Origin of the sequence: Acididesulfobacillus acetoxydans (assembly GCF_902729405.1) — a bacterium.
GTDB classification, from domain to species: domain Bacteria; phylum Bacillota; class Desulfitobacteriia; order Desulfitobacteriales; family Desulfitobacteriaceae; genus Acididesulfobacillus; species Acididesulfobacillus acetoxydans.
The window spans coordinates 2,820,780-2,844,413 of record NZ_LR746496.1 but is presented as its reverse complement, the minus strand read 5'-3'; the positions used below and the strand labels follow the sequence as shown (position 1 = coordinate 2,844,413).

The window sequence follows — 23,634 nt, the reverse complement described above, 5'->3', positions numbered from 1 at the left end:
CAAGCCTAAGCATCCGTCGCCTTGAGTCTGGTCCGGAGGTCAAACAAATACTCAAGGGCTTGACGCGGGCTCATATCTTCGAGCGGCAAAGCGCCGATTTCGTCGAGCAGAGGATGAGTTTCCGGTTCTGCAAAGAGGGCCAACTGGGTGACCGCCGCCTCCTCCATGAGCGTTTCCTGCTGAGAGGATTCTTCCAGGGTGCGAAGAAGGACTTTTGCCCTTTGCAAGAGCTCCGCCGGGACACCGGCCAGCCGAGCCACTTGGATACCGTAGCTGCGGTCCGCTTTGCCGGGCAGAATCTTATGCAGAAAGACGATGTCTTCCCCTTTTTCCTTGACACTGACATGCAGGTTGAAAGATCCGGGCAATTCCCCCAACTGGGTCAGTTCGTGGTAATGAGTGGCAAAGAGAGTTTTAGGCTTAAGAGCAGGATGTCGCTGCAAATGTTCCACCAAGGCCCAGGCAATGCTTAGACCGTCGAATGTAGCCGTTCCGCGCCCCACTTCATCCAAAATGATCAGGCTTGCGGAGGTGGCATGGCGCAGGATGTAAGCGACCTCTTGCATTTCCACCATGAAAGTGCTCTGTCCCGCGGCCAGATCGTCGGCAGCTCCGACCCGCGTGAAAATCCGGTCCACCGGGGAGATTTTGGCCTTTTGGGCAGGAACAAAGGAGCCGATCTGGGCCATGAGGACGATCAAAGCCACTTGTCTCATGTAGGTCGATTTCCCGGCCATGTTGGGGCCTGTAATGATGCCAAGGTGTTTTTCCGGGGTTAAAGAAGTGTCGTTCGGAACAAAGGCCTGTGTTCCCAGCATTTGTTCCACCACCGGATGCCTGCCCTCGCTGATTCTGATCTCTTTGGCGGCTGAAATTTCGGGGCGGACATAGTTGTATCGCACGGCGGCTTCGGCCAGGCCGGCAAAGACGTCGATCTGCGCCAGTTCTTGGGCCAGTTGGAGAATCTCCTCGGTATGGCTGCGCACCTCCTCGCGCAAAGCCGCGAAAATATCATACTCCAACTGCCCGAGACGGGTTTCGGCCGTCAGAATTTTCTGCTCGTATTCCTTCAGTTCCGGGGTCACGAAGCGTTCCGCGTTGGCCAGGGTCTGCTTGCGCTGATAATCTGCCGGAACCAGTCCGGCGTTGGCATGAGTGACCTCAATATAGTAACCGAATACTTTGTTATAGCCGATTTTGAGGGAGCGAATTCCCGTTCTTTCCTTTTCAGAGGTTTCCAAAGCGGCTATCCAATCCCGCCCGCCGGAAACGACAGCTCTAAGTTCATCGACCTCGGCCGAATAGCCGGCCCGGATCAGGGAGGTCTGAGCGGAACCGCTCAATATGTCCGGATTGAGCGCATCTGTCAGTTTTTCTTTCAGGAGGGCGAGATCGTCCCCCCGCCGCAAGTAGTTTGCCAACGGTTCGGCCTGGGGAGCCAACAAAGCGCGCAGTAAAGGAGGAACATTCAAAGTCTGGGCCAGAGCCAGGAGATCCCTGGCTTGGGCACTTCCGTACGAGACTTTTCCCATCAGACGCTCGAGGTCATAAACTTCGTCCAACAGTTTTTGCACATCCGAACGTAGGAATTCGTCCCGGTAGAGTCCCTCGACGGCGGCTAAACGCGTTTCAATCTCAGCGACGGAAAGGAGCGGCTGTTCCAGCCAACGTTTGAGAAGCCTTCCCCCGGCCGCGGTTTTAGTCAAATCCAGCACGGAAAACAGGGTTCCTTTCTTCCCTTTCCCGCGCAGACTCTCGCTGAGTTCCAGATTCCGCCGGGTCCAGGAGTCAAGAACCATCCAGCGATCCTGATTATAGAGCTTGATTTCCAGAACATGTGAGGGAGTCGTGCCCGGCACGCTGGCCAAAACATAGCGCCAGAGGGCTGCGGCAGCCCCCGCGGCTGCCGGATGCTCCTCCAAGAGAGCCGCTTGTCCGGCAAAGTGTTCACGCAAATCTTCCGTACCGACGTAATCGCGGCGCTCCCGCACAGTGCAATAATAAGGCTGCCAAGGCTTGGCTTGCTTGAGAAGTTCTTTAGGCAAGAGCAGTTCGGCCGGCCGGACATGAGCCAGCTCAGCCTGCAGGATGTCGAAGGACTCTGTCTCAAAGATGGTGAACTCACCGGTCGTCATGTCCAGGAAAGCCAGTCCCCAGGCACCATCGTGCCAGACGCCGGCCAGGAAATTGTTGTCCTGGCCGGAGAGCAAACCATCTGTCAGTGTGCCCGGAGAAACGAGCCGGACAATCTCCCTTTTCACGATCCCCTTGGCCAACCTCGGATCTTCCACTTGTTCACATATGGCCACTTTATGGCCGGCGGCGATCAGCTTAGGCAGGTAGTGCTCGACGGAGTGATAAGGTACCCCACACATAGGAATGCGTCGCGCCTCACCGGCTTCCCGCCCGGTGAGCGCAATTTCCAGGATCGGTGCCGCCAGTTCGGCATCCGCCCCAAACATTTCATAAAAATCGCCGAGACGGAAGAAAAGGATCGCATCCCCAACCCGGGCCTTGATTTCCTGATACTGTTGCATCATGGGAGTACTCATACCAAAATATCCCCTTTTCCGTCAAACCTTCCTTGCAAAAAGGAAGAGCCTGTTCACGAGCTCTTCCTTCCCGAGTCCGGATGCATGGTTTGTCGTCGCAGCCTAACAACCACCCTGGCAGCTGCTGCAGCCGCCCGTACCACATGAAGCACAGCCATCATCCGCTTCGGTATCCCCGGAAGCGATTGCGCCCGCCAAAATCGAATTCACTGAATCGAGCATCTCAGTGAATCTGTCCTGGGCCTGCAGGTAAGGAGAAATGAACGGATTGTTTTCCACGGTTTCCTCAATTAACGCCACCGCTTTTTTATCCTCTTCGGAGATTTCCTGGCCTTGTTCCTGGCGCTCCTGCAAACGGTGCTGCATACTTTGAAACTCGGCAATGATTTTTTGAGCTTCTTCATTGGCCAGCATAATGCGCTCGGTTTCCCTGAGATCACGGAGTTCCAAGCTGGCGCCTATGGCCTCGGCCAGGCTTTGAGCTCTGTCATAGATTTCTGCGTCGATGTTTAACACCTCCTGCCCTTCTCTCAGCCGGATGTCTCCGGCCGGCGAATCCACACCTAATAGATTCTACACCAATTCTTCGATTCCTTCCATCCTTTTCCCCGGGATTTTCTGCCGCTTCCCGCCCTAACCGCAACTATTCACCGCTTGAAAAGTTTAGGAAAACGACGAAAACGACTCTTTGACGCCGGTACTCAGGCCAGTTCTCCGAAGAGGGTCCAGGAATTGGCTTCCTCTGCTTTCACGGAAACCAGTTGTCCGCTCAGATCCCGCGTCCCGGAAAAAACCACGACCTCATTGCCCCGTGTCCGTCCCACCAGACGTTCCGGGTTTGATTTACTGGGCCCTTCGACCAAGACCTCCCAGGTTTTGCCGAGCATGTTTTGCCGCCACTTCAGGCTTTCCTCATTTTGTACTCGCATCAACTCCTGCAGACGGCGCTTTTTGACTTCGAGGGGAACCTGGTCGGGCAGAGCGAAGGCGGGAGTCCCGGAACGCCGGGAAAACATAAAAGTAAAAGCTTGGCTGTAATGGACTTGGCGCACCACCGCCAAAGTCTGGCTAAAGTCTTCCTCCGTCTCTCCCGGAAAGCCTACGATGATGTCGGTGGAAAGGCTGCTTCCCGGCAGGCGTTCCCGGATCGCCCGCACCCTGTTCAAATAGTATTCCCTGGTATATTTGCGGTTCATGCGCCGTAAAATCCTGTCGCTTCCTGCCTGTACGGGCAGATGAATATGGTGGCAGAGATGCCGGCCGCCCGCCAGGGTATCAATCAAGTCATCGGAGAGATCTTTGGGATGTGAGGTGGTGAAACGAACTCTGAGTAAGCCGGAAATTTTGTCTGCCTCCCTCAATAAGGCGGAAAAGTCCGGGCCGGAGGCTAGGTCTCGGCCGTAGGAGTTAACGTTCTGTCCCAACAAGGTCACTTCGCGGCAGCCGCTCTCCGCCAAAGCCTCTATTTCCGCCAGGATTTCCTCGGCGGGCCGGCTGCGTTCCCTTCCTCGCACATAGGGCACAATACAGTAGGTGCAGTAATTGTCACACCCGTACATGATGTTCACGTTGGCTTTGAGCTTGCCTTTCTCGGCCAAAGGTACGGACTCGGTCGTCCCTCCGGCTTCAGGCCAAACCTCGGCGGACTTGCCTGAACGCTCCGCCGTTTTCAATTGACGGGCGAAATCGTGCAGATTGTGGGTCCCGGTCCAAATATCCACGTGCGGAGCGCGTTTGCGTAAACGCTCCAATGCTCCCGGTTGCTGGACCATGCAACCGGTGATTGCTATCTTAAGGTTGGGGTTTTTCTCTTTCAGCTTTTTCAATTCCCCGATTTTGCCGAGTATCTTGTTCTCGGCGCTCTCCCTGACACAGCAGGTGTTGATGATGATCAGGTCGGCCGTATTGGGGTCCTCCGAACTCGTATACCCCTCACGCACGGAGATCTCCCTCAGCGTTTGCGCGTCGCGCTCAGACATCTGACAGCCGTAGACCAGAGTTACTACTTTTTTATCTATAACGCACACGTTCTTTCATCCCTCACCGTTTCTCAAAGTGCGGCTGCCCGTTGCTTCAGTTGTGCATCTCCTTGTCCGCCCGGCCGCTCTAGTACCACGCGGGCTTAGCGCTGGGCCCGTGGCTCTGTCACCCGGCCGAGACCGCCCGGCCGCTCTAGTACCACGCGGGCTTATCGGCTCGGCAGCTTCGCCGCCTTATCCGCTTGTTTGCCCGCCGCCTCGGCAGCGCGCGGGCCTATTCGGACCGCTGCCCCGTGCCAGGCTCTATTATAGCGGATTTCGCCTGCGAGAACAAACCATCCCGAAGGGGAAAACACAGACGGAAACGGATCTTCACGGGATGCCGGCCCTCATCGTCGCCGAACGTGCGGTTTTTCCTCATCCGGCGGCCCCAATGCTCTCTCTTCTCGTCCGGGAGAGGCTTTGCACTTGGCATAAGGTCTCACGAGAGGATAAACTTCCCCACACTGGGAAATATAAAGCCGGAGGTGAGAGCGCAATGGAAAATCCCGAAGTCCGCTGCAATGTGACAGACTGTATTTACAACGAAAAGGCCAAGATCTGTAAAGCAGACAGCATCCAGATCACCCGGCACCATGCGGACGTCGCTTCGGTCGAAGCGACAGACTGCGGTACATTCAGGGCCAGAGGCTAAACAAGCAGAGGCTAAACAAGTGGAGGCCGGAGACGCGAATCTCCGGCTTTTTAGTAAACAAGCCCACAGTCCGGCCGGATCGTATCAAGAAACGGCGAAATGGTGAAAAGGCAGGAGTTCACAGGCGGGCCTAGGCTTTGACAGGGGGGCCTCCTTTCAGAGGCTGCGGAAGACGCCCGCTCTTTTCAGAGAATTGTAGGCGATGAGGATAAACGGACCGAGAATCAAACCGATGATCCCTGTCGCCGCCAGGCCGACATACATGCTGATTAGAACAAGAAGGGGATCAAGTCCCACATTATCTCCGAGTATTTTGGGTTCAACAATGTGGCGCATAATCGTAACGGCGGTCGTTATCAGGAGGAGCTCAACGGCAAACCAAGTGTGCCCCATGAGTAAAGACACAGCCGCCCAAGGCACGAGGACCAGGCCGACACCCAGAACCGGCAGGATACCGACGATGCCGGTGATCGTGCCGAGAACAAGGGCGTAACGAGCGTGGATCAGGAGTAAGCCGCCGATCGACATGACAAGGATCAGCAGGAAAACGATGAACTCCGCTTTAATGAAACCGCTGAAAGCACCGGCGAAATCGCGGCCCAGCGCGCGCAGGTTATCTTGCCATTCCCAGGGAAAAATGCGGACGAAGGCGGAAATATAGCGTTGACTGTTCTTGGACATAAAGAAAGTGGCCACAAGGCTGACCACGATGATGATCATCCATTCCGGAACCGCGGCCGCCAACGAGAAACCACGCGTCAGCAGGCTCGGTACGGGTTTGAGCAAGCCGTTCAAGGTGTTGTTGAGGTACCCTGTGTAATTGCCGGGAAGGTTGAAGTAAGCGGTTTGCACGGTATTGAGCCAATGGGAAAAGACGCGTTCGAGCAACTCGCTGTAAAAGGGCCAGTGGACGATGATATCGTGGGCTTCCCGCACGGCCCTGGTGATCAGAAAGGTAACCAACAAAGCGAAGGCGCCTATCTCGGCCACCATGGCCGCGAGAACAGCGACGGTTGGGGGACAGTGTAAGCGCCGAATTAAAAACTTCTTGAGAGGGTTGATGATGGAAGTGAAGATGAAAGCCAGGATAAAAGGTAAAAATAAATAGGAGAATTTTCCTACCAAATAGATAAGAGTTCCGACGACGATCCAGAACCCGATAAACTTCAGAGCGCGGACAAGAAAGTTCTTCGTGACTGCGTTCACGGGTTGGACTCCCTTCTTCTGTGGGCGTCTCGTTTTCTTTCCGTCTTAACCATCTGGGCCCAACGTGTGCCAAGGTACAGGACGAATAAAGACAGGATCCCTAAGGCGGTGAAATAAAGGTAACCCGCTGCGGCGGGAACCTCAGCCGGGACGGGCGGCGCAACCGAACGATCTGCCAAAAGATTGATTGTGTCCAACAAATCCGTCCCTTCCCACACCTCCAGTTGAGCCAGGATATCGCCTTTACGCACAGATTTCAACCCCTGCTGGCTGTGGGCCAGGGTCAAACGCAAGTCCGGCATCGGTTCGCCGCTCTTTTGGGTGACATAGATGGGTTGGGCCAGAACCAGATTTACTTGCTGCTTTCCGACCGTGGTGGTTGCCGCGACGGCACCCGCCGGCCGGTAGGCCGTGGTCGTAGAGGAGGAAAAACCGTAATTCAGGAGCCTCTCCATATCGCCGAACATTTCCCCACCCGGAGATTTCAAAATGACACCCACGAGCTGACGCCCTCCCCGCTCGGCGGTGGCGACTAAACAGTTGCCGGCTGCAGCGGTATAGCCGGTCTTCATCCCGTCCACATCGGGATCCCGCCACAAGAGTTTGTTCTCGTTGACCATTAACTTGGGAACATTGGCCTGTGCCCGGGGAATGGTGTGAGTTTTTGTCGCAATGTAGCGGCGAAACACCGGATTCCGGTAAGCAGCCCGAGCGAGAATGGCTAAATCGTGGGCTGTCGTAAAATGACCTTCTTCAGTCAGCCCGGTTGGATTCATAAAATGCGTGTTGACCATGCCGAGCTCTTTAGCCTTCTCGTTCATCAAATCTACGAAGTGCGGCAAGTCCCCGCCCACGTATTCCGCTACGTCCACCGCCGCATCATTGGCCGAATTGAGCAGGACTGCATAGAGAAGGTCCTTCAAGGGCATCGTTTCTCCCGGTGTCAGATAGATCTGGGTGCCGTAGACGATTTTCCGGTTCAGCATCGTTTTACTGGCCGTGACCGAATCATTGAGGTTGCCTAATTGAAGGGCCAAAAGGGCCGTCATAATCTTAGTCGTGCTGGCAGGCGCCAATTTCTCATCCGGGTTTTTGGCATACAAAACCTGTCCCGACTGCATGTCCATCAGGTAAGCCGCCTCTCCTTGTACCTGAGGCGGGATATTGGCGGTTTGGGCAGAGGCAGGAGACCCCGAGTTTGCGACCAGTAAGGTCAGAACGAGTATAGTTATGGCGATGAGTTTTAATGTCTTTTTCTTATGTCTCATGCTTCTGCTGAAAGCCAGCCTCCTCTCAGTTGCCCGGGTTACTCAAGTAGAAGAGCGCCAAAGTTCCCGGACCGGTGTGGCTGCCGATAACACAGCCGATATCGCTGAACCAGACATCCTTGATGGGAAGGCGCCGGCGGACTTCTTCAGCCAGCAACTCCGCGTCCCCGCGACAATCGGAATGAGAGATCCCGATAACTTGTTCTTCCGGGTATTCAGCTTCCTGCGCCATGACCTGTACCAGGCGCTGCAGGGCCGCTCGCCGGGTTCGCACTTTGGCAAACGCTTCGATGCTTCCCGCCGCCGTCACCCGCATCAGAGGCTTCAAATCCAGTAGATTACCCACCATCCCGGCTGCTCGGCTCACACGCCCTCCTTTAACCAGAAATTCCAACGTGTCAGGAGTAAATATATAACGCATGCGGTCTCTTAAGTCGTGGACCTGTGGCTCCAGTTCCTCCCACGTCAGGCAGGACTTGGCCCTTTCGGCGGCCAGCAAGGCCAAAAGTCCGTAACCGAAGGATGCCCCCCGGCTGTCGACAATGTGCACTTTGTCAGGTGATGCGGTCATCTCCCTGACCATCGACGCGGTGCTCCAGGTTGAACTCAGCCGGGAAGAAAGATGAATGGCCACAACTTCGTCGCCCTGCGCCAGAATCTTATTGTAGCGTTCCAGCAGGGATTGCGGATTGGGCTGCGAAGTCTTGGGCAACTCCGGCAGGGCCCGGAATTGGGCGTAAAATTCCGCCGCGGAGAGGTCTACCCCTTCAAAAAACGTCTTACCGCCAATAGTTACCGGCATCGGCACGACCTCAATACCGGCTGCCTCAGCGCGTTCCCTGGGAATGTCGGCTGAACTGTCCACCAGTATAACCAGTGACATCTTCCGCCCTCCTCAACAGTGTGTATGTTTATTTATTCGGGGACAACTTCTCTTTCTCCTGCTAGTATGCGGCGGCAGAAACAAAAAATGCCCGCCAAGAGTTTCTCTTTCCGGATAAAAAGTGAACTCGCTCAGCAGATGCTGAATATCGAAGTGAAAAAAATAAAGGCAGCAGTTTTTAACTGCTGTCATATAAACCCCATGTAAATCTCATCTCAATCCCATCTCAATCCCATCGCGACCCTGGCCCAGTACTCTGAGCCAGCAGCTTAAAGCCAGGGACTAAGCACCTGTGGCAAGCCGTGAAAGGCTGGGTATCAGGGCTCGAGAGCTTGGACTATCACGTGTTGTCCCAGGGAAAAAACCAGAGGCCTCAAAACTTCAACATCGTTGACCAACCGGTATTTGACTTCTTCTCCTTCGATCCAAGTGACGAGAAACATAGAAGCCACCTTCCCTTCAATCGTGATACATGCATAAGATAATTGCACACTGTTCTTTGTATACATTATACCACGGGCAGCTCCCTGTTTCAACCGAGCAAAATGGCATTGTCAGGCGCTTTGCAAAAACCCCTGAAGTCATGGCTCCCTTTCGGCATGCCGTAAACGTCGCGCGTCGTGCGGGAATTCCGGTGATCTTTGTTCGTGTTGCTTGCCGTGAGGGCTATCCGGAAGTGAGCGCCAAGAACTAGTCCTTCTCCGGCTTGCCAGAACGCGGAAGTATGGCGATGGCCGAGATTTCGGCTCAAATTCACGATTCGGTGGCAGTGGCCGAGTGGGCCGACACCTTGTCTTGGGAAAAACAGCGGGACATGCTGGGAGCGAATCTTATAAGGTGCGTTCCAACCTGTCCAGCCAGTGGTTCGAAGCGGGAGTCGCGGGACCGTGACCCGGTAAAATCCAGCGCAGCGGACGCGAGATAAGTTGGCGGATCGATTCTTTGAGCTGACCGGAATTCCAGGTCAGATACGGGGGAGCCGGGCGAATTCTTCCTCCCTGCAAAAGATCACCTACGATGGCAATTCCGTTGCGGTAGAGAACGATATGGCCGGGTGTATGCCCCGGGGTCGGCAACACCTCCCAGTCGTGAAACATCTCGGCGCACGGGCGAACCTCCTCAGGTGCCCGCAGCGAGCCATAGATGGGCGAAACAAGATGGGGCAGGAAGCGTTTCATCCCGGGTCTCGGTTTCTGCCCCCGGATATACGGGATCTCCGCTTCCTGCGCATAGACGGGACACTGCAGGGCAGAAGCTAAATTTTGTACACTGCCGATATGGTCGAGATCAAAATGAGTCAGAATGATCCCCGTCAGATGGCGGGGGTTCAGTCCGACACTCCGAATATATTCAATAATCCTTCTTTCCTGCCCGGGCATCCCGGTATCGACCAAGAACGGCTCCTGACTCGCCACCAAGTAAACATGGGCACCCTTCACTCCGTCCACTTGATGCACTTCATCTGTAATCAACATATGTTCTCCTTCGACTGTCTGACAGCCCCGCTTTCGCGCGCGTAACCATCCATCTGTAATCAAGATATGTTCTCCTTTGACGGGATTAATACGAAGTGTCGCACCACTCGCCCGCCATCCCTACTGCTAACCGGTTCCTACGATCAAGCGGCTCAGCCGTTGCACGTACCGCATAATTCGACAACGCCAAAAAGAATTCCTGCTCATTTTCTCGCGCCCGGGTTTTCTTTCACCGGCTTTTCACCGGTTTTTCCGAACCGCGCATGTTTAACGGTCCCTCAGGTACATACTAAATCCGAACTCGGGAAAACGGAGCGCAGTGATGTTGCTCTGTCCCCGCGACCCGGGGATTTCGCGTCGAAACAACCGACAAAGGACAGCAAAAGGAGGAGATAACGTTGCCGGAACGGGTGCTCAAATTTGGCGGGGCCAAGATACGTAACATGGTTCCCCCCGTTAAGATTAACCGTTTTGTCCAGAACCTACCCGAAGAGAGGAAGGATTCCCTGTTCGAAATCGCCACGGAACTGCGGCAGGCCGGCTTGATTAAGCTTCTTGAGGGGCGGGATCAGAGCACGATAGACCGGGATACGGTGGATGACCAACTGTAAAGAGGGGGGGCCCGGCGGCAAAAACCGGGCCCCCCAATCTTGATAGTGTCTTTATTTTGGCAGGATCCGCCGGGCAGGGTTCGCGATGAGGACCTCAACTCCGCGGTCAGTCAAAGAGCGCCTGGCCGGTTCCGTAAGACCGCTGTCTGTAACTAGGATATCCACCCGGTCCCAATGGGCAAACGTGTGATAATACACCCGTCCCATTTTTTGACTATGAGCGACCAGAATGACCTTCTTGGCCGAGCTCAGCATTTCCTGTTTCACCTCTGATTCCAACATGCTTGTCGTCGACAGGCCGCGTTCCAAGTCCATGCCGGATGCGGCCAGGAACAGTTTTTCCGCGTTGAAGCCGGAAACCGTCGAGCGCGTAAGCGGGCCCACCAGGGCAAAAGTGGTACCCCTCAATTCCCCTCCTGTCACGAGAACGGTAACTCCCGCCCGCTCGCCGAGTACCCCGGCAATGGGCAGAGAATTGGTGATAGCCACACAACCGGCGCTGACAAACTGAGCCACCGCCAGAGTGGTCGTTCCCGCGTCAAAGATAACCGGCTCCCCCTCGGCGATGAGAGAGGCAGCCATCGCGCCTATGGCCGTCTTCTCCCGTTCGAATTCGCCCAAACGGCTGAGAAAGAGGGTGTCCGGGCCGGCCGACTGCAGGTAGGAGGCTTTGCCGTGTTCGCGGCGAACGAGTCCCAAGCCCGCCAGATGTTTGAGGTCACGACGGATCGTCATGTCGGAGACACCGAAGCTCTTAGCCAATTCCGCCACTGTCAAATGTCCGTGCTGTTGCAGCAAGAGGCGTATCTCTTCCTGCCGCTCATTTGTCATACAACCTTCGCTCCCAAAGATTCAAAGTTCCGCTCTCTACAAAATACTGACGGTTCCTTCATAGACCACTCCGGCTAAGGCATCCACCGTCAAAGGTTCCCCCGATTTGACGGCTCGCAAGATGCCTTTGGCCCCGACGATGGCCGGTATCCCATACTGCAGGGCGGCTATCGCGGCGTGTGAAGTGAGGCCTCCTTCTTCCACTACCACGGCTCCCGCTTTGGCAATCAAAGGAATCAAAGTGGCGTCAGTCATCTTGGTCACCAGAATTTCCCCGTCAGCGAAATCATCCTGCGGATCAACCACAAGGCGAGCCTTGGCGGAATAGGCTTTGCGCCCCAAACCAACCCCTTTGGCCAAGACATTGCCTACGACCTGCACTTTCACCATGTTTGTCGTCCCAGCCTTCCCGACCGGAACTCCGGCCGTGACCACAACGACATCTCCGCTGCGGACCCAATTTTTCTCCATAGCGGCGTTCAGGGAAATAGACAAAAGTTGGTCGGTTCCGGAACTCTGGCTTACGAGCAAAGGATAGACTCCCCATTGCAAACTGAGTTGACGGGCTACCCTGGGGAAAGGCGTGGCCCCCAGAACCACGGCTTTGGGCCGGTATTTGGAAATCATGCGCGGGGTTAAACCCGATTGGGTGGGTGTGAGAATAGCGGCTGCCTCCAGATCCTCGGCAATGGTGTAGCTGGCATAGCTGATGGCTTCGGCTACATTGAGTTGAGGATGCCGGCTGGAACGGTTTTGCCAGTGCGCTCCTTCCGTTTTGCGGGCTATCTTATCCATCATTCGCACGGCTTCAACGGGAAAACGCCCGGCAGCGGTCTCACCCGAAAGCATAACGGCGTCCGCGCCGTCCAGGATGGCGTTGGCGACGTCGCTGGCCTCGGCCCGGGTTGGCCGGGGCTGACGGATCATCGAATCCAGCATTTGCGTCGCGACAATGACCGGCTTGCCCTGCAGGTTGCATTTGTGAATCATTTCTTTCTGATAAAGCGGGACTTCTTCTACCGGAATCTCGACGCCCAAATCCCCCCTGGCCACCATAAGCCCGTCGGCGGCTTCCAAAATGGCATCCAGGTTTTTGATCCCTTCCCGGCTTTCGATCTTGGCGATGATCTTGATTGGAGCCCCGTTGTCTTCCAAAATGCGCCGCACGGCAAAAATGTCCTCGGCTTTGCGGGTGAAGGAGGCCGCGATAAAGTCAACCCCCTGCTCGATGCCGAAGCGGATGTCGTCAATATCCCGTTCCGTAACCGCCGGCAGTTCAATGGGACTCTCCGGAACATTGACTCCTTTTTGGGACTTCAAGATGCCGCCGTGGCGTATGACAGTTTTGATGACGGAATCTTGCGCACTGACGACCTCCAAGTCCAATTGTCCGTCATCAATTAAGATGTGTTCCCCTGCTTTGACTTCACGCCAAAGGTTGGTATAAGTAATTCCTACTCTTTCCGCATTCCCTGCCTGAGTCAGATTCGTATCCAGCACATAGCCGGAGCCGTCGACCAACTCCACACCCGGATCGGGAACGATGCCCGTGCGGATTTCCGGTCCTTTGGTGTCCAGGATTAAGGCTAGGTGCTTCCCGATTTTTTCCGCTGCTTCTTTGAGGACGGCAATGCGCGCACCGTGTTCCTCATGGGTGCCGTGGGAAAAATTCAAGCGGGCCACATCCATACCGGCCGCCAAGAGTTCCTGCACTTTGGCGGTTGATTCGCTGGCCGGTCCTATCGTACAAACGATCTTCGTCCTTCTCATCATACCCTCCCCGGGTTTAAAGTCCCCGTTCCGCCACGTAGGCCGCAAGGTCGACCACCCGGTTGGAATAGCCCCATTCATTGTCATACCAGGCCAGGACCTTCACCATTTTATCTCCCAGCATAATGGTGGAGAGGCCGTCCACGATCGAACTCGCTTGGTTGCCGTTGAAATCATGGGATACGAGCGGAAGGTCCGTATATTCCAGATACCCTTTGAGCTTACCCGCCGCAGCTTCCCGGAATTTGGCATTCACTTCTTCCGCGGTAGTGGATTTTTTCAAAATGGCCACCAAGTCCACCAAGGACACATTCGGGGTCGGCACGCGGACGGCCAAGCCGTTCAGACGGCCTTTCAATTCCGGCAGCACCAAGGCGACGGCTTTGGCGGCTCCGGTGGTCGTGGGAATCATGGATTGGTAAGCGGCGCGCGCCCGACGCCAGTCCTTGTGTTCCAGGTCCAGAATACGCTGATCGTTTGTGACGGAGTGAGTCGTGGTCATCATACCATACTCAATACCATACTCTTCCAGCAGGACTTTCGCCACAGGGGACAGACAGTTGGTTGTACAGGAAGCGTTGGAAAGGATATGGTGCTCTTTGGGGTTGTATTTCTCTTCGTTGACCCCCATGACAATCGTGATGTCTTCTTCCTTAGCCGGGGCGGAGATGATGACTTTTTTCGCGCCCGCGGCCAGGTGCTGGCTCGCACCTTCTCTTTTGGTGAACCTGCCGGTGGACTCGATCACAATATCGACGCCCAGCTCTTTCCAGGGCAGTTTAGCCGGATCTTTTTCCGCCAGGATTTTCACCGTCTTGCCGTTGACGATCATGTTGCTGCCGTCGACTTTAACGTCATCCTCCAGAATACCGTGAACAGAGTCATACTTAAAGAGATGGGCGAGAAGGTCCGGGCTGCCCAAATCATTGACGGCCACAAACTCCAGGGGAGTCTCCTTTTTTAACGCCGCCCTTAAAGTCAGTCTGCCGATGCGGCCGAAGCCATTGATTGCCACTCTGATGGTCATTGAAACGATTCCTCCTTAATCCAGCAATTTTTGTTCCCCTCCGGGTTGATGAGGGGTCTTTCCAGGGGGTTATTTGTTCATATGAACATAGTATTCTGCGCAACCGCACAGATTCCTGCCGGAAAATCCGCTCGAAAAAAATCTTTTTTAATCGTTTGCTCATTTGTGTTCCGCCAGTGATGATTACGGTCACGAAGGATGGATTTCGCCGAAGCCGCTTATCCCAAAAGGATACTTCGCGGCGAAGGCTGGAGATACCCCTACCGAGGCGGGATATGTGGGTCCTGCTCCCACTTGCAGAAGTGGGAATCTTACGCTTTGGATAAATAGCCTATGTTTAGCGTTTCCATGTGACTAGCGTTTCCCAAGGAAGCGTAAAACTTGCAAAGAATTTCTCTGCAAGTTTTACCCGTGAGCATTTGAGGGAGAATGTGTGCAGCTGTGCTTCAAACTGAGGTGCTTGGTGCTTCGTCCCGGTCCGATCCCGAGCCGGGCCGGAGCCAGAGATCGCCTCCCTTATAAGGGGCTCGGACTTTCGCCAGTTCTTTGCGACGGAGCAGATACTCCTGAACTTTTCCGCCCAACCAGTTATGAAAATGTTCTTCCAGCTGCTCCCGCCCGAAGCGGGTTGTCGCCGGGCCGAACGCCCAGCGCACGTTGCCGTTTTCCGCGGTCAAAGCGGCTTCTTGCCCGCAGAAAGGGCAGACGGCGCGCCCGGGTTCGGGAAACTTCCAAAGTTCCGACCAGCAGTTGGGGCATTCTCCCGGACGGGCCTCGCGCCCCGGGCCAAAGAGGGCTTGGCCCATTTCCTTTACCCTGGAGATATTTTCCTCCTGCTCAATCGATTCCCCGGGCAAAGCCCCAACAAACATATGGGCGTCTTTGACCCGGAAGCCGAGGAAGCGGGCGGCGCCCGTGAGAGCGGACAGGGTATAGCCCTCCCAGCCTCTGATACCCGCCGTGGCGATGACCACGCAGGGTTTGCCCCAGAAATCATTGATCATCTGGGACAAGGCGATGACACGGTCCCCCAAAAGTTTGGTGACCGCGGCGGGGCCCAACGCATAGCAGGGAGCGGACAGGATGATGCCGTCGGCTTCTTTGATCGCATTGGCGGCAAAGTATAAATCATCTTCAATAGGACAGGATTTGCCGGGCACCAGACAGGTGTAACAGCCCCGGCACGGTTCCAGCTTCAGATCCGGCAGCCGGATCAGCTTGAGCACATACTCTGTGCCGGCGGCGGCCGCCACTGCTTTGACCAAGATCTCACCGTTGGCCAGTTTTCTCTGAGAACTCACTAAGCCCAAAATCGTTTTCATGACGGTTGCCCTCCAAAACCTTCATTATTCACCCTTAAACTGCGCTTGGCGTTTGTCCAGGAAGGCCGAGCAACCTTCCTTTTGATCGGCGGTGCTGAAAGTCTGGGCAAAAACAGCCGCTTCATAGGCCTGACCGCTGACGAGATCCATATTTTTGCCGTGTTGAATTGCACTCTTGGTCAACTGGACCGCCACAGGACCCCTCGCGGCGATCCGCCCGGCCAGAGCCAGTGCTTCATCGAGAAGAGCGCTTGAAGGATAGACATGGTTGACGAGGCCGATCCTATAAGCTTCCTCGGCATCGATCATGTCGCCGGTACAGAGCAATTCCGCTGCCCTGCCGCTTCCGACGAGGCGGGGCAGGCGTTGGGTCCCGCCAAATCCCGCCAGCAGGCCGAGCGTCACCTCGGGTTGGCCGAATTTGGCCTTATCACTGGCAAGACGAAAATCACAGGCCAGGGCCAGTTCCGTTCCTCCGCCTAAGGCGAAGCCGTTGACCGCGGCGATGACGGGTTGAGGCAGACTCTCGATCAGGTTCATGACACTTTGCCCCAAAAGGCTGAAGCGCCGGGCTTCCAAGGGATTAAACCCGCGCATCTCGGCGATGTCCGCCCCAGCCACAAAGGCCTTTTCCCCACTGCCTGTCAGGATGACCACCCGAACCGCCCGGTCCTCAGCCAAAGCAGTCAGAGCCTGGGACAGTTCCGCCAGAGTCGCAGTGTTCAAGGCGTTGAGAGATTTGGGACGATTGATTTTGAGGATGGCAATGTATTCTTGCCGCTCCAGCACAATGTTTTGGTATTCTGCCATAATTAAATTAATTCCCCCTTTTTTCGTCCTGCCCTATTTTGTCCTATCAGAAAGCTGCACCCAGTCCCGCAGTCCCTATTTCAGACAAGTTCGACCCCCGTATGGCGAAATCCTTCTTCGGTGAAGGATTCGCTCCCGTAGAGGACATTCTTTCAGCCGCTAATTCTCTCCCGAGCAATTTTCTCCTGTCAATTCTCTCCGCTGCAGGGTCAGTGAAGCCATGCGCTTAAGCGTTACCCTCAATTTGACGCATACAGCCTGCCTGAAGCATCTTCTGAAGTCGTCAAGGGCTTAGCGCCTATTGCCATAATTGCAGGATCTACGCTATAATTCAGACAGATGCCTCCGGTGTAAGTACGTTTGTTGTGTCCCTCACAGGTTGACGCTCGCTGCTGCTTCCACTCAGAAGGCAAATCTGAGAAAAAGGAGGTAGTTGACCCATGGCTTTTCAAGACAAAATACTAGTCTGCCGGGATTGTGGGAATGAGTTTGTTTTCTCCGCCGGTGAGCAGGAATTCTTCGCCGAGAAGGGTTTTGAAAACGAGCCTTCCCGCTGTCCGGCCTGCCGTGCCGCCCGTCGCCAGCGTGCCGGCTCAGACCGTCCCCAACGGGAGATGTTCACAGTCATTTGCAGCAATTGCGGTGTGGAAACACAAGTGCCTTTCCGGCCTACCGGTGACAAGCCGGTGTATTGCCGTGATTGCTACCAGAAACTCAAGGGATTCTAAGATAGGTTCCCCCCGCGGGGAAAGCGATGGATAGTTGTCGTCAGCACAGCCGAAACACTCCAGAGGACTGTTTCGGCTCCATTTTTTGGGGGGGGGGGGGCAAACCGTTCTTCCGTTGAGCGTTCGCCTCATAACGCCCCGCGTCGGCCTAGATACGCGGCCATCCAAATGGTTTTTTACCATTTCCTTTCCCTCAACGCGGCAGCAGGTCTTTTCGCCTGAAAAAAGACATAGCCCAAACCTGCGCAGACGGCCAGGCTGCCCCAGACGCAGCGTTCGGCTGCATTTCCGTAAAGAAGCGTGAACGGGGTAAAGGCAAGAGTTGCCAAACCCAAGCTTGCACTCAAGTAAGCAAAACTTGTCCCCTCGCGCTTGGGCGTCCGGAAAGCCAGTGCTCCCGCCGTCAGCAAAAACCAGAGAGAATATCCCAGCCAAAGCGGGTAACGGGCCACGCCGCCCTGCTGTAAAGCCAAAAATCCCCGGGCCGACCGGCCCCAGCCTTCCCCTTCCGTAAAGAGCCCCCACTCGGCCAGTCCCAGGAACAAGGGGAAAATAGGAGCGAGAACGTCCAAGCTCCGGCCGGGGCGGTCTCGGCGAATATGCCGGAGGATTTGCGCAGCTGCCAAGAAACCGAGCAAGGCCCCCCACAAGGTGAAAGCTCCGGGCCAGGGCGTCAGAACCTCGGCCCAGCGGCCTTCAAACATGGTGACATGAGTCAGGATGTATCCCCCCCGGCTCCCCAGCAAGCCCGCTGCGGCATAATATAGGAGTGCCCGCTCCCATTCCGGGTCCGTGAAGCCTAAAGTGCGCGCTCGCCTGAAGCTGAGAAAATAGGAAACAATGAAGGACCCCGCGTAGATGACTTCGCTGTAGTGAACGGCAAAGCCGCCGTAGTGAAACAAGATTGGATTCATATACGCCCTCACGTGCTGAAATAGTTCTGGCTCCGCTCCAAGTACAGAGCCCGCGCCCGGTCTTATTTGGCGCTCTGGGTTAATTCTCTGAACCATTGGCTTAACTCGGCATAGGTTAAAGGACCTGTTTGAACATGCCGGATAATCCCCTTGGCATCAATGGCGTAAGACGTGGGAATGCCGCTGACATTGTAAAGGGACGCGATCTTACCTTTCAAATCAAAACCTACCGGATAGGTGTAACCGTTTCTCGAAAGGAAACCCTCCACCGTCATCGGTTCCTCTTTCAGGTTGACTCCCACGATCTGAACCGGATAATTTTCTTTAAAAATCTTCTGTATGTCCGGCATTTCCATCCGGCAAGGCGGGCACCAGGTGGCCCAGAAATTGAGTAAAACCGGTTTCCCGCGTAAGCTTGAGAGCTTCAGTGTGTTGCCGTCGCTCATGGGCACGGAAAAGTCCGGGGCCAGGTCCCCAATACCCAAGCCCACAACCGCCGGCGCAGTCTGACCCGCGGCTGCGGTGCCGCCGCTTGTGCCGGATGACCCCGCCGGCTTGCCCGGAGCCGGTTGGACCGAGGCAGTACCTTGGCCCGGGGAGTTTTTCGTCGTCTGGGTCCGGTTCGGAGCCTGGGCCGCGCAACCGGTCACGGCCAGCAAGACGGCCAGACCGGAGACGGCCAAAAACCGCCGGATTGGTAGTTTGTCCGATGTTCGCAAAACGTTCACCTGTCTTTCCTTCCTTCTCCTCATCAGCTTCTTCAACTTCTTCAACCTTACCCCCATCCTCATCAGCCTCATCCCGACCGTAGTTCTTATCCCTGTTCCGAATCTAATATTAATGCCAATCCTATCTCTTCAGCCTTAGGGGTGCTCCCCCCACAGACGCGGCCCTTTTTAGGCGACCTGCTAAATATTATACCCCATACGGGTAATTACGCAAGCAGGGAAAATAGCCAGGTCCTGCACACCAACACCCGATCCAGTCTCGCTCTTCGGCGGGAATTCCTTCCGCGTCTGAAAAAAGGCAAAAAGGGGCCGTTTTGGGTTCACTGCACCCTCAGCGACCACCGTATATGGGAATTGCCATTTTGTTAAATGTCATCTGCCCCCAAGAAAGCTCTCTTCGTCCTCTATTTCCCGGAGTGCCGAGAGCAGCTGCGCCATGTCGGACTCTGTCTTGACGGCGATACGGACAAATTCCCCTTCGAGTCCCGGAAAGTTCGAACAATCGCGAACGAGGATGCCCCGTTTCCCCAAAGATTCGGTCAAACGGTCCGCTTTCCCTGTTAGCAGTTCCAGCAGGGCGAAGTTCACCCATGTCGGCCTGAGCCGCCAACTCCGAAACCTCTGCCGTTCAAACCCAGAGTACAAGAAATTCCGTGATTGCGTTAGCTTCTCGCGCACGTCCTCAGCGTAAGTTTTGTTCTCCAAAGCGGCCAAACCGGCCTCCTGAGCCAGTACATTCACCGACCAGGGATCGCGCGCCTGCAGGAAACGTTTCAGATCGCTCGCCCGGCCAAAGGCGGCTCCCAAGCGAAGCCCGGGTAAACTGTAAAACTTGGTCAAAGAATAGACGATTGTCAGGTTGGAGTAGCCGGCCAAGTACTCGCGGGCGGACCAGCGCTTTTCATCCGGCAGGAAATCGACAAACGATTCGTCGAAAATCACCCGGCAGCCGCAGGTGTGCGCGACTTCCAGGAGAATTTCAAATTGCTTGCGCTTCAACAGTGTACCGGTGGGGTTATGCGGCGAGCAGAGAAAAAGGATGTCTTGCCCGGACAAAAGCCCGCGCCACTCCCCGGCAAACCGCTCCGTTTCCCGGGCAGATTCCGGAAGGGGCAGGCGGGCCCATCCCTTGGCCCCCAGAAAAAAGGGGGTCACGGCGGCCCCGACAGCCTCTGCGGCCCGCCGGTACTCACTGAACGCGGGCAGCGGGATCAGGACCCGACGGGGTTTTAAGGCCTGGAGGATGGTAAAGAGGAGTTCCCCCGCACCGTTACCCAAGATAATGTTCTCAAAAGGCAGATCATAGAGCTCGCTCATACGGGCGCGCAAGCTGACACTCTCCGGATCGGGATAATGGACGATGCTGCCGAGCTTCCCGGCTAAACGCTCCAACACCCCGTCCGGTGGGCCGAAAGGATTGATGTTGGCGGACAAATCGATAAACCGGGTACGCCCGTAACGCTCTTTGGCTTGGTATATGTTCCCTCCGTGCATTTCGTTTCCTCTCTGCTCCTATTCACTTGCTTTAGGATTTTTCAAGCTCTGATTTTTTCTTGAGATTCTTCGCGCTCCGCGAACTGAGCAAAATGGTCCTTGGCCTGTTGCGGCTGCACCGGCTTCCGGAAGACCGCTGTGCTAGGCACGCTACCCTTCCGAAGACGAAACCGCCTGTCCGCAATGGGCGAAAGCGTATTCCACTCCTCCGTCTCTGGCCCGAAAAGTCTCGGCAAAGACCGGCCTGAAGCGTTCTTTCGCTTCCGCCAGTAAACCGTCCAAGGCATAGTCCGGCGGAAATACTCCCGCGATCAGGGTGCCGCTGTGGGCTGTGACTAACCCCAAGCCACCCTGGGATCTGACCCATGCCTTGAACTGCCCGAACCAGGGCTTGGGGTTAACCTCCAGATTGCATGCGGCACTCAAAGTGGATCCGGCCGCCATCTTTTCCAAGTCCCTGCCTCTGATCCCTTCTCTGACTAAAGCCAGAGCCTTGCCAATGGTGAACTCGTATTTACGGTAATGGCCGTAAAGATCCGCCCGGGCATTGAAACGGAGAGTATCCACTTCCCCGCCCCAGTCCAGAGCCAGAAACCCGGCCGGGACCGCGGCTCCGAGTGTCCGATGATAGCTTCCCCGGATATGGTTAATCTCCGTCAGGCCCGGGAACATGACACTGTCACTGGGTTCTATACCGAAAGCCCAGCGGGCCAGACTTCGGCCGGACACTGTTTCACCCGAGGCCGCGGCGACGGCCGCGCAGGCCGAGACAATGTCTGCGGTTGAACTGGCCATTCCTTTGCCGGTCGGCAGTTCGCGGCGGAAGCGGAGAATTCCGCCGCCGGAAAAACTGCGCTCCTCCCGCATTAGGAGCAAAGCCTTTCTCACCTTTTCCTTCTCTCTGGGTACAAGCCAGATCCCGTCGTCTTTCCCCATTTCAACGACGGCTTCCGCGTATCGATCAATAGGACAGTCCACCAAGAAAGGAACCCCGGATTGCGCTCCTTGCACCCATTCCCCGCAGGTGCCGGGACATCGCGCCCAAGCCGTCAGAGCCATCAGTACTCGATCCCCCTTCGGCTTTGGATTCCGCGCGTCAGGGGATGTTTCTTGGCTCGGAACTCCCACCATTCATCCGCCCAGGGCATGAGCTCTTCCGGCATTCTGCGCCCCGTCAGAATCCAGTCCCCGGGCCCGGTCAGAAGGTGCCGCAACTCATCCATGGGCAAGAAACCATAGTTGAGAGCATGGCTGACTTCATCGAGGATGATAAGGTCGTATTCAGCGGGTGTCAGTCCGGACAAAAAGCGAAGAGCTGTTTGAACGAATTCAGTGGCCAGGGCCGGGTTGCGGTTGTCCCGAAAGCACTCCCCGCAGCCCGAGCAGTGCCTGAAACCGCTGCGGATCATGGCCGCCCAGCGGCATCCCACGCCAAACTGAAGCAGGGGAATACCCAACCGGTAAAGCCCGGTTAACTCCCCGCTGTAGGTACTCCCTTTGAGAAACTGAAGCATGATCACCTTTTTCCCATTTCCCCGGGCCGCGAGGGCCGCGCCCAGGGCGGAAGTGGTCTTTCCTTTGCCGTTTCCCGTATAAACGGTAATCATAAGTTCGCCCCCCGGAATACTAAACCCGCTGCCGTACTCATACCCGGCTCAGGTCCGCCGCCTTGCTGCTTTCCTGCCTGCCGCTCGGAACGGGGTGCTGAGAATAGTTCAGCCAGTGATCCAATATTTCCGGCTGCCCAGCAAAATTGAGATGAAGGTAGGACGCGAAGAGGCTGCCCCGAGCATAACCGTCCGAGCGAAGGAAACTTCCGCTCTTGTACAATTGCCAAGCCGGTGCTTCTCCGCTTGGGGGCAGGACACGTGAGTAATGAAACTCGTGTCCGTGCACAACTGTACCGATGGGACCGAGGAAAGTGTCCAGAGCAAGCCTTCCTTCCCGGTAGCCCATCCCCTGCAAATGCGGGGTCATTTCCGCTTCGGCAGGGATAACCCCGGCCAGCGGAAAGCGTTTTCCTTGAAAGTCGCGGATCCCGCGCCCCAAATACATATAGCCGCCGCATTCCGCATAGATAGGTTTTTCCGACTGGGCAAAGGTACGAAGGGAACGCAAAAAAGCATGATTGAGGCTCAACTGGGACAAATGCAGTTCGGGAAATCCCCCGCCCAGGAACAAACCGTCCAGTTTAGGGGGAAGAGCGGTATCGTGCAGAGGACTGAACGGAACGAGTTCAAAACCTTTTGCCGCCAGGGTTTCCAAAGCGTCCCGGTAATAAAACAAAAAGGCCTCATCCCAAGCCAGACCCAGGCGGATTCCTCGCTTAGGCCCTGATCCGGACGCTCCCGCCGGAGAAGCCGCACCGGGTGAGGAGGCAGAGGCCGGGAACACAGAGGGAAAAGGTGCACTAACGGCGGACACACCAGCCCCCGACATACTCGCCTCCGACACATCGGTCTCTGACACACCGGCCTCCGACATGCCGGCCGCACCGGCAGCTGCGGTCGCCTCAGGCATGGCATCCTCCTCCGCCGGTGGGGCCCCTTGCATGATGTCTTCCACCAGACTCAAATCGACATATTTTTCCATCCGGGCGGCCAAGCGCTCCAGATAGTCCGGGGCCAGTCCTTCCTCACCCACCGGGACCAGACCCAAGTGACGTTCCGGCAGGCGCACCCGATCTTCTTGAGGGATACAGCCCAGGACCGGAATCCCCTGCTCCCGGATCGCTTCACGCAGCATGCTTTCCTGGGCCGCGCTCTTGACCCGGTTAAAGATCACGCCCTGCAGGCGCAGATCCGGATCATAGCGGTCAAAGCCAAAGAGCAGCGCCGCGGCGCTTTGAGCCAGAGAAACCGCGTCGATCACCAAAACGACCGGCGCCTTAATCAATTTGGCAATGTCCGCCGTACTCCCGAAACCTTTGCTTCCACTCATTCCGTCAAAGAGGCCCATCACCCCTTCTACCACGGCCCACGATCCGGCGGCGCTCCGGATGAATAAACGCGGCAGCTCCGACCCGAGCAGCCAACGATCCAGGTTGCGCCCGGGGCGTCCGGTCGCTGCCGCGTGATAACTCGGATCAATATAATCGGGGCCCACTTTGTAGCCCTGAACCGGCCGGCCCCGGCTTGCCAAAGCCGCCATGATTCCGGTTGCCAAGGTAGTCTTACCGGCCCCGCTGTGTGTTCCGGCAACTACGATCCGGGGAATCCTCATCTATGAAACCTTCCTCCGTTGCAATATCCTATTAAGCTGCCTGCAAAGGTTGCCTGCCGTGCGAGACCAAGGTCATAGCGTAAGAGCGACAAAGGTCAATGCGCGATGGCACCAATCCTG

General features: G+C 56.0%; 22 protein-coding genes. 3 read left to right on the top strand and 19 right to left on the bottom strand.

All coding sequences use genetic code 11. The features are described 5' to 3' along the window. Positions 1 to 5 precede the first annotated feature (5 nt). The 3 genes from mutS to miaB form a co-directional block, all read right to left on the bottom strand. Positions 6 to 2,552, bottom strand: coding sequence for a DNA mismatch repair protein MutS (gene mutS, locus MNU25_RS12600; protein ID WP_240985392.1), 2,547 nt, complete (start codon positions 2,550 to 2,552; stop codon positions 6 to 8). 102 nt (positions 2,553 to 2,654) lie between these two features. After that, entirely contained in the window at positions 2,655 to 3,068 is a 414-nt protein-coding gene (locus MNU25_RS12595) for a YlbF/YmcA family competence regulator (protein ID WP_240985391.1), read from the bottom strand. A 185-nt stretch (positions 3,069 to 3,253) separates the two neighbouring features. Next, positions 3,254 to 4,579 (bottom strand): tRNA (N6-isopentenyl adenosine(37)-C2)-methylthiotransferase MiaB, encoded by a 1,326-nt coding sequence (miaB, locus tag MNU25_RS12590; protein ID WP_261487239.1) that lies wholly within the window; start codon positions 4,577 to 4,579, stop codon positions 3,254 to 3,256. 490 nt (positions 4,580 to 5,069) lie between these two features. Here miaB and MNU25_RS12585 point away from each other — a divergent pair, with 490 nt between their 5' ends. After that, a complete protein-coding gene (locus MNU25_RS12585) occupies positions 5,070 to 5,225 on the top strand; it encodes a DUF1540 domain-containing protein (RefSeq protein WP_240985390.1) in 156 nt (51 codons plus the stop codon). A 156-nt stretch (positions 5,226 to 5,381) separates the two neighbouring features. Here the strand turns inward: MNU25_RS12585 and ytvI are convergent, their stop codons facing one another. The 5 genes from ytvI to MNU25_RS12560 form a co-directional block, all read right to left on the bottom strand. Then, positions 5,382 to 6,431, bottom strand: coding sequence for a sporulation integral membrane protein YtvI (gene ytvI, locus MNU25_RS12580; protein ID WP_240985389.1), 1,050 nt, complete (start codon positions 6,429 to 6,431; stop codon positions 5,382 to 5,384). Further along, positions 6,428 to 7,699, bottom strand: coding sequence for a D-alanyl-D-alanine carboxypeptidase family protein (locus MNU25_RS12575; RefSeq protein ID WP_240985388.1), 1,272 nt, complete (start codon positions 7,697 to 7,699; stop codon positions 6,428 to 6,430). The genes ytvI and MNU25_RS12575 overlap by 4 nt, the downstream gene beginning before the upstream one ends. A 25-nt stretch (positions 7,700 to 7,724) precedes the next feature. Next, positions 7,725 to 8,582: a DegV family protein gene (locus MNU25_RS12570; RefSeq protein WP_240985387.1), complete on the bottom strand. Its 858-nt coding sequence runs from the start codon at positions 8,580 to 8,582 to the stop codon at positions 7,725 to 7,727. Between the two features lie 317 nt (positions 8,583 to 8,899). Next, positions 8,900 to 9,091 carry a hypothetical protein gene (locus MNU25_RS12565; protein WP_240985386.1) on the bottom strand — a complete coding sequence of 64 codons (192 nt, stop codon included), beginning with the start codon at positions 9,089 to 9,091 and terminating at the stop codon, positions 8,900 to 8,902. A 321-nt stretch (positions 9,092 to 9,412) separates the two neighbouring features. Then, positions 9,413 to 10,057 carry an MBL fold metallo-hydrolase gene (locus MNU25_RS12560; protein WP_240985385.1) on the bottom strand — a complete coding sequence of 215 codons (645 nt, stop codon included), beginning with the start codon at positions 10,055 to 10,057 and terminating at the stop codon, positions 9,413 to 9,415. Positions 10,058 to 10,455: 398 nt separating this feature from the next. Between MNU25_RS12560 and MNU25_RS12555 the strand changes: the two genes are divergently transcribed. After that, the gene (locus tag MNU25_RS12555) at positions 10,456 to 10,668 is read left to right on the top strand and encodes a hypothetical protein (protein WP_240985384.1); all 213 of its coding nucleotides are present in this window, start codon (positions 10,456 to 10,458) and stop codon (positions 10,666 to 10,668) included. Positions 10,669 to 10,719: 51 nt separating this feature from the next. On the opposite strand, the gene MNU25_RS12550 is transcribed toward MNU25_RS12555, so the two are convergent. The 5 genes from MNU25_RS12550 to MNU25_RS12530 all read right to left on the bottom strand — a co-directional run bounded on the left by MNU25_RS12550 (position 10,720) and on the right by MNU25_RS12530 (position 16,428). After that, on the bottom strand, positions 10,720 to 11,499 hold the full coding sequence (locus MNU25_RS12550; protein ID WP_240985383.1) for a DeoR/GlpR family DNA-binding transcription regulator: 780 nt from the start codon (positions 11,497 to 11,499) through the stop codon (positions 10,720 to 10,722). 36 nt (positions 11,500 to 11,535) lie between these two features. After that, entirely contained in the window at positions 11,536 to 13,269 is a 1,734-nt protein-coding gene (pyk, locus tag MNU25_RS12545) for a pyruvate kinase (RefSeq protein WP_240986832.1), read from the bottom strand. A 16-nt stretch (positions 13,270 to 13,285) separates the two neighbouring features. Beyond that, positions 13,286 to 14,296 carry a type I glyceraldehyde-3-phosphate dehydrogenase gene (gene gap, locus MNU25_RS12540; RefSeq protein WP_240985382.1) on the bottom strand — a complete coding sequence of 337 codons (1,011 nt, stop codon included), beginning with the start codon at positions 14,294 to 14,296 and terminating at the stop codon, positions 13,286 to 13,288. Between the two features lie 446 nt (positions 14,297 to 14,742). Continuing rightward, the gene (locus MNU25_RS12535) at positions 14,743 to 15,618 is read right to left on the bottom strand and encodes a flavodoxin family protein (protein WP_240985381.1); all 876 of its coding nucleotides are present in this window, start codon (positions 15,616 to 15,618) and stop codon (positions 14,743 to 14,745) included. A gap of 24 nt (positions 15,619 to 15,642) precedes the next feature. Continuing rightward, on the bottom strand, positions 15,643 to 16,428 hold the full coding sequence (locus MNU25_RS12530; RefSeq protein ID WP_240985380.1) for an enoyl-CoA hydratase-related protein: 786 nt from the start codon (positions 16,426 to 16,428) through the stop codon (positions 15,643 to 15,645). A gap of 440 nt (positions 16,429 to 16,868) precedes the next feature. On the opposite strand from MNU25_RS12530, the gene MNU25_RS12525 reads away from it, so the two are divergent. Next, positions 16,869 to 17,156: a zinc-ribbon domain containing protein gene (locus MNU25_RS12525; protein WP_240985379.1), complete on the top strand. Its 288-nt coding sequence runs from the start codon at positions 16,869 to 16,871 to the stop codon at positions 17,154 to 17,156. A gap of 176 nt (positions 17,157 to 17,332) precedes the next feature. Here the strand turns inward: MNU25_RS12525 and MNU25_RS12520 are convergent, their stop codons facing one another. From MNU25_RS12520 to MNU25_RS12495, 6 genes are all read right to left on the bottom strand, one after another. After that, positions 17,333 to 18,070 (bottom strand): prolipoprotein diacylglyceryl transferase family protein, encoded by a 738-nt coding sequence (locus tag MNU25_RS12520; protein ID WP_240985378.1) that lies wholly within the window; start codon positions 18,068 to 18,070, stop codon positions 17,333 to 17,335. Positions 18,071 to 18,132: 62 nt separating this feature from the next. Continuing rightward, on the bottom strand, positions 18,133 to 18,843 hold the full coding sequence (locus MNU25_RS12515) for a redoxin domain-containing protein (protein ID WP_240985377.1): 711 nt from the start codon (positions 18,841 to 18,843) through the stop codon (positions 18,133 to 18,135). 327 nt (positions 18,844 to 19,170) lie between these two features. Then, on the bottom strand, positions 19,171 to 20,292 hold the full coding sequence (locus MNU25_RS12510) for a pyridoxal phosphate-dependent aminotransferase (RefSeq protein WP_240985376.1): 1,122 nt from the start codon (positions 20,290 to 20,292) through the stop codon (positions 19,171 to 19,173). A gap of 150 nt (positions 20,293 to 20,442) precedes the next feature. Then, on the bottom strand, positions 20,443 to 21,351 hold the full coding sequence (locus MNU25_RS12505; protein WP_240985375.1) for a GHMP family kinase ATP-binding protein: 909 nt from the start codon (positions 21,349 to 21,351) through the stop codon (positions 20,443 to 20,445). After that, positions 21,351 to 21,899, bottom strand: a complete 549-nt coding sequence (locus MNU25_RS12500) for a cob(I)yrinic acid a,c-diamide adenosyltransferase (protein ID WP_240985374.1) — start codon at positions 21,897 to 21,899, stop codon at positions 21,351 to 21,353. The genes MNU25_RS12505 and MNU25_RS12500 overlap by 1 nt, the downstream gene beginning before the upstream one ends. Positions 21,900 to 21,936: 37 nt before the next feature. Further along, positions 21,937 to 23,514, bottom strand: a complete 1,578-nt coding sequence (locus MNU25_RS12495) for a cobyrinic acid a,c-diamide synthase CobB (RefSeq protein WP_240985373.1) — start codon at positions 23,512 to 23,514, stop codon at positions 21,937 to 21,939. Positions 23,515 to 23,634: the final 120 nt, after the last annotated feature.

What these genes read in the sequence shown, in the direction of transcription:
- mutS (WP_240985392.1), bottom strand. Translation starts at nt 2,552, where the DNA reads ATGAGTACTCCCATGATGCAACAGTATCAGGAAATCAAGGCCCGGGTT.
- MNU25_RS12585 (WP_240985390.1), top strand. Translation starts at nt 5,070, where the DNA reads ATGGAAAATCCCGAAGTCCGCTGCAATGTGACAGACTGTATTTACAAC.
- MNU25_RS12575 (WP_240985388.1), bottom strand. Translation starts at nt 7,699, where the DNA reads ATGAGACATAAGAAAAAGACATTAAAACTCATCGCCATAACTATACTC.
- MNU25_RS12570 (WP_240985387.1), bottom strand. Translation starts at nt 8,582, where the DNA reads ATGTCACTGGTTATACTGGTGGACAGTTCAGCCGACATTCCCAGGGAA.
- MNU25_RS12565 (WP_240985386.1), bottom strand. Translation starts at nt 9,091, where the DNA reads ATGTATACAAAGAACAGTGTGCAATTATCTTATGCATGTATCACGATT.
- MNU25_RS12560 (WP_240985385.1), bottom strand. Translation starts at nt 10,057, where the DNA reads ATGTTGATTACAGATGAAGTGCATCAAGTGGACGGAGTGAAGGGTGCC.
- MNU25_RS12550 (WP_240985383.1), bottom strand. Translation starts at nt 11,499, where the DNA reads ATGACAAATGAGCGGCAGGAAGAGATACGCCTCTTGCTGCAACAGCAC.
- pyk (WP_240986832.1), bottom strand. Translation starts at nt 13,269, where the DNA reads ATGAGAAGGACGAAGATCGTTTGTACGATAGGACCGGCCAGCGAATCA.
- gap (WP_240985382.1), bottom strand. Translation starts at nt 14,296, where the DNA reads ATGACCATCAGAGTGGCAATCAATGGCTTCGGCCGCATCGGCAGACTG.
- MNU25_RS12535 (WP_240985381.1), bottom strand. Translation starts at nt 15,618, where the DNA reads ATGAAAACGATTTTGGGCTTAGTGAGTTCTCAGAGAAAACTGGCCAAC.
- MNU25_RS12530 (WP_240985380.1), bottom strand. Translation starts at nt 16,428, where the DNA reads ATGGCAGAATACCAAAACATTGTGCTGGAGCGGCAAGAATACATTGCC.
- MNU25_RS12525 (WP_240985379.1), top strand. Translation starts at nt 16,869, where the DNA reads ATGGCTTTTCAAGACAAAATACTAGTCTGCCGGGATTGTGGGAATGAG.
- MNU25_RS12520 (WP_240985378.1), bottom strand. Translation starts at nt 18,070, where the DNA reads ATGAATCCAATCTTGTTTCACTACGGCGGCTTTGCCGTTCACTACAGC.
- MNU25_RS12510 (WP_240985376.1), bottom strand. Translation starts at nt 20,292, where the DNA reads ATGCACGGAGGGAACATATACCAAGCCAAAGAGCGTTACGGGCGTACC.
- MNU25_RS12505 (WP_240985375.1), bottom strand. Translation starts at nt 21,351, where the DNA reads ATGGCTCTGACGGCTTGGGCGCGATGTCCCGGCACCTGCGGGGAATGG.
- MNU25_RS12500 (WP_240985374.1), bottom strand. Translation starts at nt 21,899, where the DNA reads ATGATTACCGTTTATACGGGAAACGGCAAAGGAAAGACCACTTCCGCC.
- MNU25_RS12495 (WP_240985373.1), bottom strand. Translation starts at nt 23,514, where the DNA reads ATGAGGATTCCCCGGATCGTAGTTGCCGGAACACACAGCGGGGCCGGT.